General features: G+C 67.7%; 19 protein-coding genes and 1 pseudogene. 7 read left to right on the forward strand and 13 right to left on the reverse strand.

Going from position 1 to position 18,615, the window contains the following annotated elements:
• Positions 1–7: 7 nt before the first annotated feature.
• Both C996_RS0103695 and C996_RS0103700 read left to right on the forward strand, forming a co-directional pair.
• Positions 8–1,255 carry an HD-GYP domain-containing protein gene (locus C996_RS0103695; protein WP_051076892.1) on the forward strand — a complete coding sequence of 416 codons (1,248 nt, stop codon included), beginning with the start codon at positions 8–10 and terminating at the stop codon, positions 1,253–1,255.
• 163 nt (positions 1,256–1,418) lie between these two features.
• On the forward strand, positions 1,419–2,675 hold the full coding sequence (locus C996_RS0103700) for a bifunctional diguanylate cyclase/phosphodiesterase (protein ID WP_018866122.1): 1,257 nt from the start codon (positions 1,419–1,421) through the stop codon (positions 2,673–2,675).
• Between the two features lie 26 nt (positions 2,676–2,701).
• Here the strand turns inward: C996_RS0103700 and C996_RS0103705 are convergent, their stop codons facing one another.
• The 3 genes from C996_RS0103705 to C996_RS0103715 form a co-directional block, all read right to left on the reverse strand.
• A complete protein-coding gene (locus C996_RS0103705; RefSeq protein WP_018866123.1) occupies positions 2,702–3,280 on the reverse strand; it encodes a CPBP family intramembrane glutamic endopeptidase in 579 nt (192 codons plus the stop codon).
• Positions 3,281–3,412: 132 nt separating this feature from the next.
• Complete coding sequence (locus C996_RS0103710) at positions 3,413–5,032, reverse strand: BCCT family transporter (protein ID WP_018866124.1); 1,620 nt, start codon at positions 5,030–5,032, stop codon at positions 3,413–3,415.
• A gap of 146 nt (positions 5,033–5,178) precedes the next feature.
• Entirely contained in the window at positions 5,179–6,114 is a 936-nt protein-coding gene (locus C996_RS0103715; RefSeq protein WP_018866125.1) for a histone deacetylase family protein, read from the reverse strand.
• A gap of 120 nt (positions 6,115–6,234) precedes the next feature.
• On the opposite strand from C996_RS0103715, the gene C996_RS0103720 reads away from it, so the two are divergent.
• Together C996_RS0103720 and C996_RS13725 are read left to right on the forward strand one after the other, a co-directional pair.
• Positions 6,235–6,540: a hypothetical protein gene (locus C996_RS0103720; protein ID WP_018866126.1), complete on the forward strand. Its 306-nt coding sequence runs from the start codon at positions 6,235–6,237 to the stop codon at positions 6,538–6,540.
• Between the two features lie 85 nt (positions 6,541–6,625).
• Positions 6,626–7,577 (forward strand): annotated as a pseudogene (locus tag C996_RS13725) (IS481 family transposase).
• 5 nt (positions 7,578–7,582) lie between these two features.
• Here C996_RS13725 and C996_RS0103730 read toward each other — a convergent pair.
• The 7 genes from C996_RS0103730 to C996_RS0103760 all read right to left on the reverse strand — a co-directional run bounded on the left by C996_RS0103730 (position 7,583) and on the right by C996_RS0103760 (position 13,699).
• Complete coding sequence (locus C996_RS0103730; protein ID WP_018866127.1) at positions 7,583–7,849, reverse strand: DksA/TraR family C4-type zinc finger protein; 267 nt, start codon at positions 7,847–7,849, stop codon at positions 7,583–7,585.
• Between the two features lie 121 nt (positions 7,850–7,970).
• Positions 7,971–9,167 carry a tryptophan synthase subunit beta gene (trpB, locus tag C996_RS0103735; protein ID WP_018866128.1) on the reverse strand — a complete coding sequence of 399 codons (1,197 nt, stop codon included), beginning with the start codon at positions 9,165–9,167 and terminating at the stop codon, positions 7,971–7,973.
• Positions 9,168–9,484: 317 nt separating this feature from the next.
• The gene (locus tag C996_RS0103740) at positions 9,485–10,102 is read right to left on the reverse strand and encodes a phosphoribosyltransferase (RefSeq protein ID WP_026279190.1); all 618 of its coding nucleotides are present in this window, start codon (positions 10,100–10,102) and stop codon (positions 9,485–9,487) included.
• A complete protein-coding gene (locus C996_RS0103745; RefSeq protein ID WP_018866130.1) occupies positions 10,095–10,673 on the reverse strand; it encodes an isochorismatase family protein in 579 nt (192 codons plus the stop codon). Before C996_RS0103745 ends, C996_RS0103740 begins: the two co-directional genes overlap by 8 nt.
• Positions 10,670–12,079 carry a nicotinate phosphoribosyltransferase gene (locus C996_RS0103750; protein ID WP_018866131.1) on the reverse strand — a complete coding sequence of 470 codons (1,410 nt, stop codon included), beginning with the start codon at positions 12,077–12,079 and terminating at the stop codon, positions 10,670–10,672. Before C996_RS0103750 ends, C996_RS0103745 begins: the two co-directional genes overlap by 4 nt.
• Positions 12,076–12,609 (reverse strand): macro domain-containing protein, encoded by a 534-nt coding sequence (locus tag C996_RS0103755; RefSeq protein ID WP_018866132.1) that lies wholly within the window; start codon positions 12,607–12,609, stop codon positions 12,076–12,078. The genes C996_RS0103750 and C996_RS0103755 overlap by 4 nt, the downstream gene beginning before the upstream one ends.
• A gap of 85 nt (positions 12,610–12,694) precedes the next feature.
• Positions 12,695–13,699 (reverse strand): LLM class flavin-dependent oxidoreductase, encoded by a 1,005-nt coding sequence (locus C996_RS0103760; protein WP_018866133.1) that lies wholly within the window; start codon positions 13,697–13,699, stop codon positions 12,695–12,697.
• A gap of 93 nt (positions 13,700–13,792) precedes the next feature.
• On the opposite strand from C996_RS0103760, the gene C996_RS0103765 reads away from it, so the two are divergent.
• The 3 genes from C996_RS0103765 (at position 13,793) to C996_RS0103780 (ending at position 16,090) form a co-directional block, all read left to right on the forward strand.
• A complete protein-coding gene (locus C996_RS0103765) occupies positions 13,793–14,266 on the forward strand; it encodes an aminoacyl-tRNA deacylase (RefSeq protein WP_018866134.1) in 474 nt (157 codons plus the stop codon).
• 223 nt (positions 14,267–14,489) lie between these two features.
• The gene (locus C996_RS0103775; RefSeq protein ID WP_018866136.1) at positions 14,490–15,551 is read left to right on the forward strand and encodes a GGDEF domain-containing protein; all 1,062 of its coding nucleotides are present in this window, start codon (positions 14,490–14,492) and stop codon (positions 15,549–15,551) included.
• Positions 15,552–15,652: 101 nt separating this feature from the next.
• Positions 15,653–16,090: a nucleoside deaminase gene (locus tag C996_RS0103780; protein ID WP_018866137.1), complete on the forward strand. Its 438-nt coding sequence runs from the start codon at positions 15,653–15,655 to the stop codon at positions 16,088–16,090.
• A gap of 26 nt (positions 16,091–16,116) precedes the next feature.
• Here C996_RS0103780 and C996_RS0103785 read toward each other — a convergent pair whose 3' ends face one another.
• Genes C996_RS0103785 through C996_RS0103795 form a run of 3 tightly spaced genes read right to left on the reverse strand, consistent with a single transcriptional unit; the run spans position 16,117 to position 18,592 of the window.
• Positions 16,117–17,187: a succinylglutamate desuccinylase/aspartoacylase family protein gene (locus C996_RS0103785; protein WP_018866138.1), complete on the reverse strand. Its 1,071-nt coding sequence runs from the start codon at positions 17,185–17,187 to the stop codon at positions 16,117–16,119.
• Positions 17,187–18,092: a 30S ribosomal protein S6--L-glutamate ligase gene (gene rimK, locus C996_RS0103790; RefSeq protein ID WP_018866139.1), complete on the reverse strand. Its 906-nt coding sequence runs from the start codon at positions 18,090–18,092 to the stop codon at positions 17,187–17,189. The genes C996_RS0103785 and rimK overlap by 1 nt, the downstream gene beginning before the upstream one ends.
• Positions 18,089–18,592 carry an ATP-dependent zinc protease gene (locus C996_RS0103795; protein ID WP_018866140.1) on the reverse strand — a complete coding sequence of 168 codons (504 nt, stop codon included), beginning with the start codon at positions 18,590–18,592 and terminating at the stop codon, positions 18,089–18,091. Before C996_RS0103795 ends, rimK begins: the two co-directional genes overlap by 4 nt.
• Positions 18,593–18,615: the final 23 nt, after the last annotated feature.

Below are 18,615 nucleotides of genomic sequence, written 5' to 3' on the forward strand. Positions count from 1 at the left end.
TCCTGGCATGTCCTGGGGATTGATACAACAGGAGATTCCCGTCGCGGAGTTGCGGGTTGGCATGTACGTAAGCCAGCTCGACCGCCCGTGGCGGGATACGCCGTACTGGGTCGAGGGCATTCTGATCCGCTCGCAGGAGGACATCGACGAGCTGGCCCGCCATTGTCGCCACGTGTTCGTGGACCGGGAGAAGAGTGCCCCGGAGTCGCTGACCCGACTTGCGCCCGCCACCCGCGAAGCGGCGCTGACCGTAGCCGTTCCCGGTCGCGCCGAGGCGGCCCAGTTTCGGGGAATGACCGTCTACCGCGATCAGTGCAGCGTGGACGAGGAACTCCCGGCCGCAAGCGAGGCCTGGGCCACGGCCGGTACCATTCTCGATCGCATCCGGACCGAGATGGAGCGCAATCCCGGGGTGCGCGTCGCGGCGGCGCGGGAGGCCTCGGAGGCGCTGCGCGAGAGCGTGGAGCGCAATCCCGATGCTCTGTTGTTGCTGGCCCGACTGCGCGATTCCGGCGATGTCCTGTACGACCATTCCCTGCGGGTGTCCGTGCATCTGCTGGCACTGGGACGGCACCTGGGACTGGACCGTGGCGAGCTGTCGATCCTGGGGCTGGGCGGGCTGTTGATGGATGTGGGCAAGATGCAGTTGTCCCCGGCCTTGCTGGAGCGGGGAAAGCGGCTGTCCCCCAACGAGCGCCGCGAGATGCAGCGGCACGTGGAGTACGGCGAGCAGATCCTGCAGCGCTCCCACGGCATCCCCGATAAGGTCCGCGATATCGTCCTTCAGCATCACGAGCGCGAGGACGGTCGCGGCTATCCGCGGGGGCTGGTGGCCAACGAGATCAGCGCCTGCGCGCGGATGGCGGCGATCGTGGACTCCTACGAGGAACTGCTGGCGGATCGGCGCCTGGCGGGAACGCCCTTCGAGGCGCTCAAGGAACTGCGCGAGCATGGCCGCTGGGGATTGAACTCGGCGCTGGTCGACCAGTTCACGCACTGCGTGGGGCTGTTCCCGGTGGGCAGTCTTGTGGAGCTGGACAGCGGCGAGGTCGCCATCGTCCTGAGCCACCGGCGGACCCAGCGCTTCATGCCTCGGGTCATGCGCATCCTGGATCCGCAGCGTCAGCCTTACCCCGATCCGCTGGAACTCGACCTAGGGTCGACGGACCCGGAATCCGAGGGTGCGCAACGGCAGATCGTGCGCGATTTGCCGGCCGGGGCCTACGGAGTCGATCCTGCACGCTATTATCTCTAGAAAAGACTGAAAAAATGTCCGGTTTGGTTACAAGCGGCGGCCGGCGTCCCTGTGCCAGGTGAGTGGTTCCTGGTCCGCTACAGCGTTCGTGGCACACGGCCGGACCGAACGGATTCAGTCTTTTCCTGGAGGCGCCGCGCGGGCGCAATGCCGGAGCCCAGCGATGTTGTCGAATCTATCGGACTATCCAGCCTTTCTCGAACGCCTGCAGGCGGGTTGCGGTGCGCGTTCGCCGGCCCTGGCCGTGGTCGATCTGGAGGGCTTGGGCGATATTGATGCCGCCCTGGGTTATGACGTGACGGACCGGTTGCTGCGCCAGGCCGGCGAGGCTCTGGCGACCGCCTTGCCGGGCGGGTTCGTCGGGATGACGGGGCGCCACCAGCTCGCCTGCATGCTGCCCCATGTGGACGGCAGCGGATTCGCCGAGCTGGCGGGCCACAAGATGCTGCGGGTGCTGGGCGAGCCTTTTCCCTGCGGCGAGCGCGAGGTGCTCCTGTGGCCGCGGGTCGGACTGGCCCTGTCCCGGGGCGGGCGCGCCGTAGCCCCGCCGACCCTGCTGGCCCAGGCCTGTGCGGCGATGCGCAAGGCTCGGCGTGAACGGGTCCGCCTGCGCCTGCATGCCCCCGACGCAGCCGAGACGATGCTGGAGGGTGTCGACCTGTGGTCGCAGCTGGGCGATGCGATCGAGGAGGGAGCCCTGCACCTCGAGTATCAGCCGCAGATCGCCCTGGCTTCGGGGCGGGTGGAATCGGCCGAGGCCCTGCTGCGCTGGGATCACCCGGAATATGGCGCGATCCGGCCGGACACCATGGTGCGCGCGGCGGAGGGGACCGATCTGATGCCGCGCCTGACCCACTGGGTCTTCAACACCGCGTTGCGCCAGTGCGCCGAATACCGCCAGGCCGGGCTGGGCGTCGGGGTGTCGGTGAACTTTTCCGCGGATGATCTGCAGGAGCCGGAGGTGGTGGACCTGGTGGCCCAGTCGCTGGACCTCTGGGGCGTGCCACCCGAGCAGGTCACGATCGAACTGACCGAGACGGCGGTGATGGAGAGCCACGATGCCACCGCGCGCGACGCCCTGCACAGCATGAAGGGGCTCGGGCTGCGCCTCTCCATGGACGACTTCGGCATCGGCTATTCATCCATGGAGCGGCTGCTGCGCATGCCCCTGGACGAACTCAAGATCGACATGACCTTTGTCCACGAACTCAGCGCCAGTCCCCCGCATCAGCGCATCGTGGAGTCCATGGTCGGCCTTGGACACAAACTGGGCCTGACGGTCGTGGCCGAAGGGGTCGAGGACGAGGACACGCTGACCCGTCTGCGGGCCCTGGACTGTGATCTGGTGCAGGGGTTCTACCTCGGCCGGCCGGCCCGCCTGGGATACTTCATGGAGCAGATGTTGCGGACGCGCGATTGACAGCGCTGGCCTGATGCGTTCGCTGCCTATCCTGTCGATCGTGAACGCAGGTACAGGTGGATCACGATCCAGTCGTACAGGGCGTGGGTGACGATGACCACCAGCAGGTTGCCGGTGAGGTGGTACAGGACCCCGAGGTACAGCCCGATCATCGTGGCGAACACGAAATACAGGCGGCTGATCGAATGGGCCAGTCCAAAGACCACCGCGGCGGCGACGATGGCCCACTCGGCGGACCAGCGTTCGGTCAGCCACCCCTGCAGCACACCCCGCACCAGCAGTTCCTCGCCCACGCCCGCGAGGATGGAGATCAGCAGCACGGCACCGGGCAGGGCGTGCCGAAAGAGCTGGTGCACAAAATCCCGCACCTGATCGGCCAGGGCACGATAGGGCTCCCAGCCACTGATGGCGAGCGCGCCCAGCAGGATCAGCATGGGCAGGACGGCGAGGGCGCCCAGGGCGGCGGCGTCCAGGCTCCACTCGATCCGCTCGGCCAGCGGGATCCCGGCAACGCGGGCCAGGATCAGGGCGAGCGGGATCAGCGCGGCCTGAAAGACCAGGCCGGCCAGCAATGGGTGCCGCGCGATGGCCTTACGCAGGCTCATGGCAGGGTGGACGGATTCATTCGCGAGAGGATGCCCGATCCCGGGGGCGGTTGTCCCGCACGAAAAAAACCCGCGCCGCCGGACGGGCGGGCGCGGGGTGGAGTGAAGGCCCTGGATGGCCCGTGGCGGTCGTCAGGTCTTGGCTTCCTCGATGCGGATCAGGGCCAGTTCGTGGAACAGCCCCTTCATCAGGCTGATGCACATCAGCAGCAGCACGATGACGAATGGCAGGCCGGTACTGACCGCCCCGGCCTGCAGGGCGTTGAGGGCCGCGGCCCCGCCAACCGCCAGCAGGACACCGGCGACCACGCCCTCGGTGGTGGCCCAGAACAGGCGCTGGGACTGCGGGGCATCGGTCTTGCCGCCCGAGGTGATGGAATCGATCACCAGCGAACCGGAATCCGACGAGGTGATGAAGAACACCAGCACCAGGGCGATGGCCAGGAACGAGGTGATCGCCGTGAACGGCAGGTGTTCCAGCATCTGGAACAGCGCCAGTGACGAGTCGGAGATGCCGTCGGCCAGGGCGCCGATCCCCTCGCGTGCCTGGTCCAGGCCGGAGCCGCCGAAGGCGCTCATCCAGATCACCGTGACCAGGGTCGGCACCAGCAAGACGGCGGTGACGAACTGGCGCACGGTGCGCCCGCGGGAGACGCGCGCGATGAACATGCCGACGAACGGCGACCAGGAGATCCACCAGGCCCAGAAGAAGATCGTCCAGGCGTGGTAGAAGGTTTCGTCCTCGCGCCCGACCGGGTTGCTGAGCGGCAGGATGTACTGCACGTAGCCGCCGACCGTAGTGCCGACGCTGGACAGGAACGCCAGAACCCCTCCGGCCACCATCACGAACAGCAGCAGCAGCGCGGCGAACAGCAGGTTGATGTTGCTCAGGACCTTCACGCCGCCATGGATGCCGCGCATGATCGACAGCAGGGCGATGATGGTCACGCCGATGATGATGGCGACCTGCGTATTCAGGCCCGAGTCGATGCCGAACAGGAATTCCATTCCCGAGGCGGCCTGCTGTGCCCCCAAGCCCAGCGAGGTGGCCAGGCCGAACATGGTGGCCAGTACGGCCAGGGTATCGATCACGTGACCGATTGGCCCCCAGACGCGCTCGCCGAGGAGGGGATAGAAGGCCGAACGGATGGTCAGCGGAAGGCCCTTGTTGTAGGCGAAGAACGCGAGCGCCAGGCCGACCACCGCGTAGATCGCCCAGGGATGCAGGCCCCAGTGATACATGGTTGCGCCCAGCGCCGCCTGGCGGGATTCCTCGGTCCCGCCTTCGATGCCCAGGGGTGTGCCGAACCATTCGGTGAAGTAACCAACAGGTTCGGCCACGCTCCAGAACATCAGGCCGATACCCATGCCGGCGGCAAACAGCATGGAGAACCAGGAGATCACGGAGAACTCCGGCTTGGCGTCCTGGCCGCCAATGCGGATGCGCCCGATCGGCAGCAGGATCAGGGCCAGACAGAACAGAACGAAGATGTTGCCGGCCGACAGGAACAGCCAGTCGAAGGTGCGGCCGATCCACTGGCGCGTGGCGTCGAGGTGTTCGTTGGCCTGTTCCGGAAAGATCAGGGACAGGATGACGAATACGACGATCAGGAATGCGCTGACCACGAAGACCGGGTTGTGCAGGTCCAGCCCCAGCGGGTTGATGTTCTGCTCGCCAATCTCGTGGTCGGTGTCGTATTCGGCTTCCAGGGCCTCTTTCTGTTTTTCCAGGTCCTGCGGATTCTCGCTCACCGTCTCCTCCTTGGCTTTTTTCTGGCATGTTGCCTTGGCCGAATGTCGGCCCGTCGCAACCCTGTCGAGTAAAGACACTGCACCACAAAAATGCAAAGGGCCGGTCCAGAATGCGTTTTACCGGCGTGAGGGAGGGGCCCGGCGCCTCAGCGGCGCGACAGCTCGCAGAGGGCGCGGACATGGGCCGCCGCGCTGCGCCCGAGCGACGAGAAGTCGTATCCACCCTCCAGCATGGAGACCAGGCGCCCGCCAGCGTGGCGCGCGGCGACATCGACCAGGGCACGCGAAATCCAGGCGAAGTCGTCTTCCGCCAGGTGCAGGCTGGCCAGGTGGTCGTCCCGGTGGCCGTCGAACCCGGCCGAGACCAGCACCAGCTCCGGCTGAAAGCGATCCAGAGCGGGCAGCCAGTCGCGTTCGATCGCGGCGCGAAAGTTTGCGCCGTCGGTGCCGGCGGCCAGGGGCGTGTGGATCAGGTGATCGCGTTCGGCCAGCGGTGTGCCCGGGTAGAACGGGTGCTGGAAGGAAGAGCAGTAGAGCACCCGGGGGTCCTCCCGGAAGATGTCCTCGGTCCCGTTCCCGTGGTGGACGTCGAAGTCCGCGATCGCCACGCGCGCGAGGCCGTAGCGCGCCAGCGCGTGGGCGGCCGCCACCGCGATGTTGTTGAACAGACAAAAGCCCATGGCCCGCTCGCGTTCGGCGTGATGGCCGGGCGGGCGGACGGCGCAGAAGACATGGTCGGCCTCCCCCTCCATCACGGCCCGCACGCCCGCGACTCCGGCCCCGGCCGCGTGCAGGGCGGCCGTCAGCGAGCCTTTGCTCATGACGGTGTCCGCGTCCAGCATCGTCTGCTGCCCGGGAGCCGGGGCGCTGGCCCGTATGCGTGCGACATGCGCCGGGCTGTGGACCCGCTCGAGTTGCGCGTCGGTGGCCGGGGGCGCGTCCAGCAGGATCAGGCCTTCCAGCAGGCCCTCGTCGAGCAGGGCATTGCGGATCGCGTGCAGGCGGCCGGGGCGCTCCGGGTGGGTCGGGCCTGGATCGTGCAGCAGGCAGTCGGGGTGCGAGATATAGGCCGTATGGGTCATGGTCAGCCTCCGTCGGGGCACCTCCTGCGAGTATAGGGGCAGACAGCGGCCCGATGCGGTGGCCCCGTGCGGCCCCAGCCGGTACGGTAGAACTCAATCCATGGTAGAGAGGAGATGTGCATGAAGGCCTTGCTGATCGACCCGGAGAAGCAGACGATCGAGGTGGTGGAGGTGGAAGGGCGTGAGGATATCGCGCGGCTGATCGGTTTCGATACGCTCGAGTCCGACGAGATCGGTCCCGATGGTGACCGCCTGTTCTTCGACGAGGAGTGCTTCCTGCGGGGGACGACCGGGCGTTTCCAGATCGACAACGTGATCCCGGTGTCGGGCAAGGGCCTGGTGGTGGGGAGCCGCGACGACGGCGCCAGCCTGCAGGACGTCGTATCCGACCCGGATGCCCTGCGGGCGCGGATGAAATACCTCTAGGTGTGATCTCTCAATAGGTTGTCCACGGGACGACTCCGAAGGATGCTGAGTTTGCGGACTGAGCCATTCCCAAGGAGGACGCCCCGTGAACCTTCATCAAAATGCCTTAATGGGTCCCCGCGGTCGAGAGCGGATGGCTCGCCTGGTCGTGGATCACGGCCTGAGCCTTCGTGCAGCGGCCCGCGCCTTTGACGTGGATCCGAAGACCGTGCAGCGCTGGGTCCAGCGGTTCCAGGAGGCCGGCCGTTCCGGACTTGTGGACCGTTCGTCCCGGCCGCGGAGCCAGCCGCGGCGAACCCCCCGACGGATCCAACGGCAGGTGGTCGCCTTGCGGCGCCAGCGCTGGACCATGGATCGCATCGCGACCTTCACAAGGATCTCGAGGGCCAGCGTCAGCCGCATCCTGCGGCGCGAGGGCCTGAACCGCCTGAGCGCACTGGAGCCGGCCGAGCCACCCCGGCGCTACGAACACGAACACCCCGGCGATCTGCTCCACCTCGACATCAAGAAGCTGGCGCGCTTCCGTCACCCGGGCCACCGCGTGACCGGCGTCCGCGCCAAGGACTCCATCGGAGCGGGCTACGAGTACGTGCATGTGGCCATCGACGACCGCTCGCGCATCGCCTACAGCGAGATCCATCCCGCCGAGCGGGCCCAGGATGCGATCGCGCACCTGGAGGCGGCCGTGCGCTACTACGCCACCCTGGGGATCACCATCCGACGGGTCCTGACCGACAAAGGACCCTGCTACCACGCCCGGGCGTTCAGCCAGGCCTGCCGCCGACTGGGCATCCGCCATCGCCGCACCCGGCCCTACACGCCGCGAACCAATGGCAAGGCCGAGCGCTTTATCCAGACCGCCCTGCGCGAGTGGGCCTATGCCTTCACCTACGCCACGTCCAGAGGAGCGCAAACGCCATCTGCCCCGATGGATCCACGACTACAACTGGCACCGCCCACACGGTAGCCTGAACAAGCAGCCACCCATCAGCGTCCTCGGTCTACCTGAGGACAACCTTGTGAGACTCCACACCTAGGGGCCTCAGCGCAGCTGGCTGTCCTTGGAGGCGCGGCGGTTGTAGGGGCTGGTCGCGTGGTGCTCGGCGTCCTGCGCCTCCTGGCAGGTGATGCACAGGCGCACGCCCGGCAGGGCCTGGCGCCGTCCCTCGGGAATCCGCGCGCCGCATTCCTCGCATTCGAGCAGGCTTTCGTCGGCCGGGAGTTCGCTGCGCACGCGCTGCAGGGCATCCTCCACCGTGTGGTCGATCTGCTCCTGCTCCGCTCCGTCCTTTGCCCATCCGCCCGCCATTCGCGTGCCCTCCCTTTTGCGCATGCCTGCAAGGCTGAGACCGCCCGGACCGGGTGTGAAGTTCCGGCGGGCCGGGGCGGGGCGTGCCCGCCCGGGTATTTTGTTCCCCGCGTGGCAGGGGCTATCCGTGGCCGAATTCGCGGGCGACGTAGTCGATGTCCTTGTCGCCGCGTCCGGAGAGGTTGGCCAGGATGGTCGTGCCCGGGTTCTCGCGTCCGTGTTTCATGGCCCAGGCGACGGCATGCGCGCTTTCCAGCGCCGGGATGATCCCTTCGGTCCGCGATAGCTGGTAGAAGGCGTCCAGGGTCTCGTCGTCGTTGATTGCGTGGTAGGCGACGCGTTCGGTGGTCTTCAGGTAGGAGTGTTCCGGGCCGACGCCGGGATAGTCCAGCCCGGAGGCGATCGAGTGCACCGGCGCCGGGTTGCCTTCCTCGTCGGCCAGCAGCATGCACTTGAAGCCGTGGATCATGCCCGGCTTGCCATAGGTCATGGTGGCGGAGTGCTCGCCGAGCTTGGTGCCGCGCCCCAGCGGTTCCACGCCGTTCAGCTGCACCTGTTCGTCCTCGATGAAGCCGGCGAACATGCCCATGGCGTTGGAACCGCCGCCGACGCAGGCGACCACGTGGTCCGGAAGCTCGCCACCGCTCATCTCCAGGTACTGTTCGCGCGCCTCGATGCCCACCACCGACTGGAAATTGCGCACCATCAGCGGGAACGGGTGCGGCCCGACCACGGAACCGATCGCGAACAGGGCCTCGTCCGCCTGCGACAGGTAGGACTGGAAGGCCGAATCCACGGCCTCCTTCAGCGAGCGGCCGCCGAAGGAGACGGGCACCACCTGGGCCCCCATCAGCTTCATGCGGGTGACGTTGGGGGCCTCCTTGGCGATGTCGATCTCGCCCATGTGAATCTCGCACTCCATGCCGAAGTAGGCCGCCGCGGTGGCCAGGGCCACGCCGTGCTGTCCGGCGCCGGTCTCGGCGATCAGCTTCTTCTTGCCCATGTGCTTGGCGAGCAGCGCCTCGCCCATGCAGTGGTTCAGCTTGTGCGCGCCGGAGTGATTCAGATCCTCACGCTTGAGGTAGATATGCGCACCTACCGAGCGGCTCAGGTTGTGGGCGTAGTACACCGGCGTCGGGCGACCCTGATAGTGCTTGCGGATGTAGCGCAGCTCGTTCAGGAAGTCGCCCGAGCGCGCCAGGGTGCGGTAGGCGTGATTGATCTCGGCGAAATGCGGTTCCAGTTCCGGTGGCAGGAACGCGCCGCCGAATTCGCCGAAGTAGCCTTCCGGGCTGGGGAAATCCTTGAGATACGACATGGGCGGTCTCGATGCTGGATGGGTTGCGATCAGGGGGTCCGTCCGCGCGGACGCCAGGGCGTATGATCCGTCGCGCGGCGTGGGATGCCAAGCCCGAGGTGCTGAAAGGGCACTCGGTGGCGGCGGCTTGTGCTGCGGGGCGCGCCACGGCGCAGGAACCCCACTGTCATCGCGAGGCGCGCGGCGCTGTGGCGATCTCCGTGCTGGCCCCGGTGGCCGGGTGGATCCGGGGGCCTCTCCAAACGATTGCCGCCGCCCCTGCGGGGCTGCGCGATGACGGGTGCCGGGCGGCGCTGCGGCCCCGTTCGCGCGCGCACTCAGTAGTCGAGCCGGTTGTAGCGGATTACGCGATCCAGCTCGGCGGTGCTCAGCGCGAGGCCGTAGTCCTGCTGCAGGCGGGCGTGCAGATCGGAGGGGCTGGTCGGGGCCGGGTCCATCTCGCGGGCGAACTGGCCGACATCCTCGATGACGGCCCAGGGGTAGAGGATCCAGCGCCATTCCTGAACGGACTGACTGCGGAAGTCCGCGCGACAGCTTGTGCCGGCCTTTTCGTGGAGCACCGCGGTGCGCACCGTGGCCGGTCCGAAGCCCTCCAGGTGGGGGCGGGCGGCCACCAGGGTGTCCCCGGAGTCGTTGACGTCGTCCACCAGCAGGACCCGTTCGCCGCGCACGTCGCCGGCGAGCGGGACGGTGACCGCGGCCGGCTGTTTCGCGCGGGCACCCGAGGTGTAGTGTTCGACCTTCAGGCTCAGCAGCTTGTGCACGCGGAGGAAGTCGCAGAGAAAACGCGCCGGCATGAATCCGCCGCGGGCAATCGCCACGATGCAGTCCGGCTGGAAGCCGCTGTCCAGGACCTGGTGTGCCAGGTCGTCGGCCGCCCGGACCACCTCGTCCACGGTGATCAGCTGGACCGGCATCTTGTTGGGTTCAGGCATACGCCGCGATCTCCACGCCGACGGCTTTCATCTTTCTTCGGGCCTCTGCGCCGCCCTCCGGCGTAACGGGCAGCGCGGCATGCGGGATCAGGTGGACGTCAAAGCCGTTGTTGCGCGCGTCCACGGCTGTTGCCGCCACGCAGACGTCGAGGGCCAGCCCGCCCAGCCAGATCCGCGTCACGCCCCGTTTTCGCAGTTCCTCGGCCAGGCCGGTCTGGTCGAACGCGGAGTACTGGTCGTGGTCGAAGCGTGTTCCCTTCGTGACCTTGATGACCCCGGCAGGCAGCGCGAGGTCCGCATGGAACCGAGCCCCGGGCGAGTCCTGCAGACAGTGTGGAGGCCAGGGGCCGCCCTGTTCCCGGAAGCTCGGGTGTCCGGCCGGGTGCCAGTCGCGGGAGGCATAGACCGGCAGTCCCAGCGCGTCCGCGGCCTCAAGCCAGCGGTTGAGCACCGGGATGACGGTGTCGCCGTGATCAATGGCCAGGGCCCCGCCGGGGCAGAAGTCGTTCTGTACGTCGACGACCAGCAGGGCGTCCCCGGTCTGAAGCTGGTAGCGTGGATCGTCCGTCATGAGACTCCCCCTTGGTGTTGCCGCTGGCCGGATGTGGCGTGGCGGGCGAGTATGGCGCGGGTGACCGCATCCTGGTGTGCCTGTAGCGCCGGGCTGACGGACACGGGGTAGGGTGTCTCCGCGGGCTCGATGGCGCGGATCGCGGGGGGCAGTTGTTCCTGCTGTTCCCGCGCGTGGTCGCGCAGCGTGTCCAGATCGCGCGGATGCGCGGGTAGGCGCTGACCCCCGTGCATCACCGGCCGCAGTAATGGTTCCCCGGGCTGGCTTTCGTCGTGGCGGGCAATGATGTCGCCCGCGAACCGGCCGCCTTCCTGGCGTCGGAAGATCTGCTTGGCGCCCGGCAGGATGGGTTTGCCGCTGGAAAGCTTGAGGCGGCCTTCTCCGGCGTACTCGGCCAGCTTGTAGGCGATATCCAGGTCCGGCACGTCGGTGGAGATGCCCATGCTGGTGCCGACGCCGAAGGCGTCGATGGGTGTGTCCCGTGCCAGCAAGTCGGTGATCGCGTGTTCGTCGAGCCCGCCGCTGGCGAAGATCCCGACCTGCTGCAGTCCGGCGTCGTCCAGCATCGCCCGGGTCTGCCGGGCCAGTGTTTCGAGATCACCGGAGTCCAGGCGGATGGCCCGAACGCGGAAGGCCTCGCCCCGTTCATGGCCGAGCTGGATGACCCGGCGCACGCCTTCGAGGGTGTCGTAGGTGTCCACCAGCAGCACCGTGTCCGGATAGAGGCGGGCAAAGGCGGCGAAGGCCTCGGCTTCGTCCTCGTGCGCCTGGATGTAGCTGTGGGCCATGGTGCCGCTCACCGGCACACCGTAGCGCTTGCCCGCCAGGACATTGGACGTGCTGGCGACGCCGGCGATATGGAAGGCGCGCGCGCCCTTCAGGGCGGCGTCCAGCCCGTGCATGCGGCGGGCGCCGAAGTCCACGACCTGCCGCTCCCCGGCCGCGGTCACCAGGCGGGCGGCCTTGCTCGCCTGTACCGTCTGCAGGTGGATCTGGTTCATCACCAGGGTCTCGATCAGCTGGGCCTCGGGGAGCGGCGCGGTGACCTCCAGGATCGGTTCGTTGGCGAACACCGGGGTGCCCTCGGGCACGGCGCGCACCGTCCCGGTGAAGCGAAAGGTCTCCAGCCAGCGCAGGAACCGGTCGGAGAAGCGGTCGAGGCCGGCCAGGTAGTCGAGATCCGACAATTCGAAGCGCAGGTCTTCGAGCTGTTGCAGGACGGTGTCCAGCCCGCAGGCCAGCAGATAGTTGCGGCGCTGCGGCAGGCGGCGCACGAACAGGCTGAAGACTGCGGGTTCGTGCAGGTCCTCCTCGTAGTAGGCCTGAAGCATGGTGAGTTCGTAGAGGTCCGTGAACAGCGCCAGGCCAGGGGTGTACGGGGCGGTTGCGTGCCCGGCGCCGGTCATGCCGTCAGCTCTTCCAGGATCTGCGCGTGGACCTCGAGATCGGCCTCGGTGTGCAGGACGAAGCGGATGTGGCCGACGGCGTCCAGACGCGGGGTGGCGCCAATGACAGTCTGCAGAGCGATCCGGGCGGCCTCCTCGACGGGATAGCCGAACGCCCCGGTGGACAAGGCCGGAAAGGCGATGCCGTAGACCCCGGCCTCTTCCGCCCGGAGCAGGGCATTGCGGTAGCAGTCGGCCAGCAGTCGGCTGGCCGGCTCGTCATGCCCGTAGACCGGCCCGAGGCAGTGGATCACGAAGCGGTTGGGCAGGTTGTGGCCGTCGGTCAGAACGGCCTGACCCGGTTCGATCGGTGCCAGCGGCTGGCATTCACGCTCCAGCCCCGGGCCGGCGGCACGGTGGATGGCTCCGGCCACACCACCGCCCGGACGCAGCCAGGCATTGGCGGCGTTGACCACCGCATCCATGTCGCGTTGCGCGGCGATGTCGCCGGTGGTGCATTCGATGGTGACGCCGTGAACCTTGACCCGCATGTGTTCCCCTTGTCCGGAATGCCCGTGGCCTGGCCGGCCCCTGTTCCAAGCATAGGGCACTCGTCCCAATCGGGTGAACCGCGTCTCAGCGAGCGTCCCCGGCGAGCCGGTCGCGTACCGCCGCGGTCAGTTCCAGCGAGCGCCGTCGCGCCGCGTGATCGAAGGTGGAGGTGGTGACGATCAATTCGTCAGCGCCGGTCTGCTCGAGAAACCGGCGGATCTCGGTCTCCACCGTGTCCGGTGCGCCGATCGCGGAGCAGGCCATGGTCTGCTCGACGATCGCGCGTTCGGCGCGGTCGAGCCGCTCGCGGTAGCCCTCGACGGGGGGCTGGATCGGTTCCGGGCGCCCGCGACGCAGGCTGATGAACGCCTGTTCCATGGAGCTGGCCAGGGTGCGGGCCGCGTCGTCGGTGTCGGCGGCGTACACGTTGTAGCCGAGCATCGCGTAGGGGCGGTCCAGCCATGCGGACGGTCGGAACTGATTCCGGTACAGCGCCAGTGCGTCCATCAGTTGCCCGGGAGCGAAGTGCGAGGCGAATGCGTAGGGCAGTCCCATGCGGGCCGCCAGCTGGGCGCCGAACAGGCTGGAACCCAGGATCCAGACGGGCACCTGCTGGCCGGCGCCGGGGATGGCGCGGATCACCTGGTCGGGCTGCGGATCGTCCAGGTAGCCGAGCACCTCGGCGACGTCCCGGGGGAATTCCTCGGGGTCGATGTCCGGGGCGCGGCGCAGGGCGCGGGCCGTGGTCGGATCGGTCCCGGGTGCCCGGCCCAGTCCCAGGTCGATGCGGCCGGGGTACAGGGCGTTCAGGGTGCCGAACTGTTCGGCGACCACCAGGGGTGCATGGTTCGGCAGCATGATGCCGCCGGCACCCACCCGGATCTGTTCGGTGGCGGCCGCGACCTGGCCGATCACGACGGCGGTGGCGGCGCTCGCGATGCCGGGCATGTTGTGGTGCTCCGCCAGCCAGTAGCGCCGGAAGCCCAGCGTCTCGGCGTGGCGCGCCAGATCCAGGGTGTTGTGCAGCGCCCGGCCGGCGTCGCCATCGGCGGTGATCGGGGCCAGGTCGAGGACGGAGAATGCGGTCATGGGTGCGATTGTACCGGCGCAGGTGTCGGGCGCAGCCGCCGGCGTTGCCGGTGGGGTCTATAGTCGGGTTAAGGCCTTGCCGGAGGGCGCGCCATGAGTATTTCCAGGACCCTGAACAACTTTCTCGACGAGCATGCGGTGACCTACCAGATCGTGCACCATCCGCACTCCGACTCGGCCAGCCGCACGGCCGAAGCGGCCCATGTGCCGGGTGACGCCGTGGCCAAGGCGGTGCTGCTGGTCGAGGAGGACGGGCAGTACCGCCTGGCCATCGTGCCGGCCACGCGCCGGGTGAAACTGGGACGCCTGCACCGGCTGCTGGGCGAGCATGTGGGCCTGGCCACCGAGGACGAGGTGGCCCGCGTGTTTGCCGACTGCGAACGCGGCGCCATCCCCGCCCTGGGGCCGGCCTTCGGGCTGGAGACCCTGGTGGACGAAAGCCTGCTGGAGCAGCGCGACGTGTATCTCGAGGCCGGCGACCACGAATCCCTCGTGCACCTGCGCGAGGCGGATTTCCTCTACCTCCTCGGCCAGCCCCGCCGCGGCGACTTCAGCGCCCACGTCTGACCGGTTGCATCGGCCCGGATGACCCCGGATGATTCGGCCCCTCCGTCCCGTCTTACAGGTACTGCTGGCCGGGTTTGGGGGACGGATCGCGCATAGCGAGTACTCGGGCGGCTTCTTGAGCGAGCCGAGGGTCGGAGTGCGCGTCTGAATCAATCTGGCTCTCGCTACAAGCGACACACCGACGCGGTCAGGGACGCCTTGCGGGGCTCGCACGGGGGGCATCATGCATTTCGGTCAGACACCGGAGGAGATCGAGGCCAGCCGGCGGGGGCTGCTGGTTGCACTGTTCGCCAGCGCCGGATCGCTCATCCTGGTGGTGTTCGGCATCCTCTCGCTCCTGGAGGCACGTAACGGGCTGGCGGCAATCCTGTTGCTGAACGCCGTTTTGTGCTTGAGCCTTCTGTTGTACAACCGCCTGACACAGGCCCATGCGCGCGAAGTCAGCTACTTCTTCGCGGGCCAGGCATTCGTGCTGGCGCTCTACCTGACATTGTCGGGAGGCGTCGAGGGGTCCGGCGTCTTTTTTGCGTTCCCGGTGGTCATGATCATGGTCATGGCCGGTTTCAGCACGGTTCGAGGGGCGTTCGCGCTGTGCACCCTGCTGATGGGGGTGATGGCGCTGGGCCTGTACGGCCCGTTCCCGGCCGTGTACGAATACGATCCCGTGCACAAGCCCAGGATCCTGGTCGGGCTGGCGGCACTATGCCTGATGGCGATCCTTGCCGAGTGGATGCGTGTACGGTCCTACCGGGCGATCACGGATACACATGATCAGCTCAGCGTGGATGCCCGCCATGATCCGCTGACCGGCCTGTTGAATCGGCGGGGGCTGGAAGAGGCCACGCGGACCATGGAGGACGAGGCCTTCCCGGCGGCCGTTGCTCTTCTCGATCTGGATCACTTCAAGCAGATCAACGATGCCTGTGGCCACGATGCGGGCGATGTGGTGATTCGGTCCGTCGCGGATCATCTGCAGCGACACTGCAAGGGTCGGGATCTCCTGTGTCGCTGGGGCGGCGAGGAGTTCCTGATCCTGCTGACGTCCACGTCCGGTTCCAGTGCCCGTGCGCTGCTGGACGATATCCGGGAGGGATTCGCGCGGACACCCATCGTCCTCGCCGGCGAGACCCGCTCCCTGTCGTTCAGTGCCGGGGTTGCGGAACTGCCCAGGCGGGGGCAGTTTGACGCCGCAGTACAGCAGGCCGACCGTGCGCTTTACCGGGCCAAGCAGGCCGGCCGCAACCGGGTGCTGGCGGCGGGTGTCGAGGGTCGTAACGAAGCATAAGGAAGCGGGTTCCCCTGCCCCGCGAGGGCGCATGCAGTCGGGCTTCGGGCGGTGGAACCGTACACGGGACGAGTGGCCTCGGAGGCGAGTGGATGACGACGATGGATCCGTTTCTGGAGATGGCGCTGGACGAGGCGCGCGAAGGCCTCGGTGAGGCGGGGATCCCGATTGGTTCGGTGCTGGTGCACCGGGGCGAGGTGATCGGGCGCGGACACAACCGGCGCGTGCAGCAGGGCAGTGCCATCCTGCATGCCGAGATGGATGCGCTGGAGAACGCCGGGCGACAGCCCGCGCAGGTATACCGCGAGTGCACGCTCTACACGACGCTGTCGCCCTGCGCGATGTGCAGCGGGGCCATCGTTCTCTACGGTATTCCGCACGTGATCATTGGCGAGAATGAGTCCTTTCTCGGTGAGGAGGACTGGCTGCGCGGGCACGGCATTCAGGTGGATGTGGTGCAGGACCCGGGCTGCCGCGAACTGATGCGGTCGTTTATCGAGAACCACCCCGAACTGTGGCACGAGGACATCGGCCACTGACACCACCTTCCGGCGGGTGTGCGGGCTCAGGGGCCTTCGCGCGGGGGCGGATCGGCGTAGGGATAGTCGCTCGCCTCCAGGTTTTCCTGGAAGCTTTCGAGGCGTTCCACGGCCAGGTCGGTGCGGTTGAACTGGGCGATGTGGAACAGGGCGTCGCCCTCGTTGATCAGCGGCAGGTTGAGTTCGCCGATGATGATGCCGGAGGCGGGGGCGAGGATCTCGGTCTCGGTCTCGCCGAAGGGGTCGGAGACGATGGCCAGCCGGGTCTGGTCGCGGACGACGCGATCGCCCTGGCGCACGAAGGTCCGCAGGATGCCGCTTTGCGGCGCCCGGACCCAGCCGCTGGTGCGGGCCATGATGGGCTCCTTGCGCGGGCGCCGGCGCACGGCCGGGAGCATCTCCAGGTGGCGCATGACCTCGATGATGCCGTGTACCCCGCCGCGGATGGAGAGCTCGTCGAAGCGCAAGGCCTCGCCGGCCTCGTAGAGCAGGATCGGGATCTGGCGTTCCGCGGCCGCCTCGCGCAGGGAGCCGTCGCGCAGCGCGGAGTTGAGGATTACCGGTGCGCCGAAGGCGCGGGCGAGCTCGCGGGTTTCCGTATGGTCCAGGTTGGCGCGGATCTGTGGCAGGTTGGACCGGTGGATGGCGCCGGTATGGAGGTCGATTCCGTGCGTGCAGCGCTGGACGATCTCGCGCATGAACAGCCGCGCGACCCGGGCGCCCAGCGAGCCCTTCTGTGATCCCGGAAAACAGCGATTCAGGTCGCGCCGGTCGGGCAGGTAGCGGCTCTGGTTGATGAAGCCGTGCATGTTCACCACGGGCACGGCGATCAGGGTGCCCTTCATGCGCCGCAGGGCGGGCACCTTGAGCAGGCGGCGGATGATCTCGACGCCGTTGATCTCGTCGCCGTGGATGGCGGCACTGACGAACAGCACCGGCCCCTTGCGCCGGCCGCACAGGACCTGAACCGGCATGTTGGTGGGTGTGTGGGTGTACAGCGCCCCCAGTTCCAGCTCCACCGTGCGGCGTTCGCCCGGGCGGACGGTGATGCCGCCGATCGTGATCGGGTCGTTGCGAACGGCCCGCGGAGTCGCCATTAGCCGCGGCCCTTGGTCTTGGTCCGGTTGGGCTTGGCGTTCTTCTCGATGAAGTCGATGATCATGCCCGCCACGTCCTTGCCGGAGGCGTTCTCGATGCCTTCCAGGCCGGGCGACGAGTTGACCTCCATGACCACTGCGCCGTGGTTGGAGCGCAGCAGGTCCACACCGCAGACGTTCAGCCCCATCACCTTGGCCGCGCGCACGGCGGTGGCGCGTTCTTCCGGGGTAATGCGGCACAGCGTGGCGCTGCCGCCACGGTGCAGGTTGGAGCGGAACTCGCCTTCCTTCGCCTGGCGCTTCATGGCGGCGACGACCTTGTCGCCGATCACGAAGCAGCGGATGTCCGAGCCCCTGGCTTCCTTGATGTATTCCTGCACCAGGATGTGCTGCTTCAGGCCCATGAAGGCCTGGATGACACTCTCGGCCGCCTGCTTGGTCTCGGCCAGTACCACCCCAAGGCCCTGGGTGCCTTCCAGCAGCTTGATCACGCAGGGCGCGCCGCCCACGGTGGCCAGCAGGTCGTCGATGTCGTCCGGCGAGTGTGCAAACCCGGTGACCGGCAGGCCGATACCGCGGCGCGACAGGAGCTGCAGGCTGCGCAGCTTGTCGCGCGAGCGCGAGATGCCGACGGACTCGTTCAGCGGATAGACGTTCATCATCTCGAACTGGCGCAGCACGGCGGTGCCGTAGAACGTGATGGACGCCCCGATGCGCGGGATGACCGCGTTGAACTGGTCGAGGATGTCACCCTTGTAGTGGATCTGCGGGTTGTGCGCGGTGATGTTCATGTAGCAGCGCAGCGGGTCCACCACACGGACCTCGTGGCCCCGCTGGTCGGCGGCCTCGACCAGGCGTCGGGTGGAGTAGAGCTTGCTGTTACGCGAGAGGATGCCGAGTTTCATTCAGGCGCCTGCTGGGCTGTCGGGGTGGACGGACGATGGCTGGCAATGAACGAGGCCTGGGGATCGACCAGGAAGCGACCCCGCATGGCCTCGCGGCCAAGCAACATGCGAAAGAGCATGGTATCGCGGCTGGTCAGGGAAAGCTCAACGGGCAACAGCAGCGGGCCCAGTTGCACGCGGGTGGCGATGAAATAGCGATCGCCGCTGTGTCCGCCGGAGTCGGTGACGCGGCGGATGTCCAGTACCGGGGCCTCGCACCAGACCTCGGTTGTGGCGTCGTGCTGGTGAGGGTGAATGCCGAAGCGTACCCATTCGTGACCGTCACGGGTGAACGGCTCGATGTGGAAGGTGTGGAGCGCAGAGCTGCGCGCGCCGGTATCGACCTTGCACTTGATGGCGGGGATCCCGAGATCGGGGAGCCCGACCCATTCGCGCCAGCCGAGGATGGGCGCCTCGCGGGTTTGCGGTGTAGTTTGGCTGGAAGGGGACGGGTGATCCACGTCGGCTCCCGGTGCGGGTGGAA

The organism is Thioalkalivibrio sp. ALE25 (genome assembly GCF_000377285.1).
Classification (GTDB): domain Bacteria; phylum Pseudomonadota; class Gammaproteobacteria; order Ectothiorhodospirales; family Ectothiorhodospiraceae; genus Thioalkalivibrio.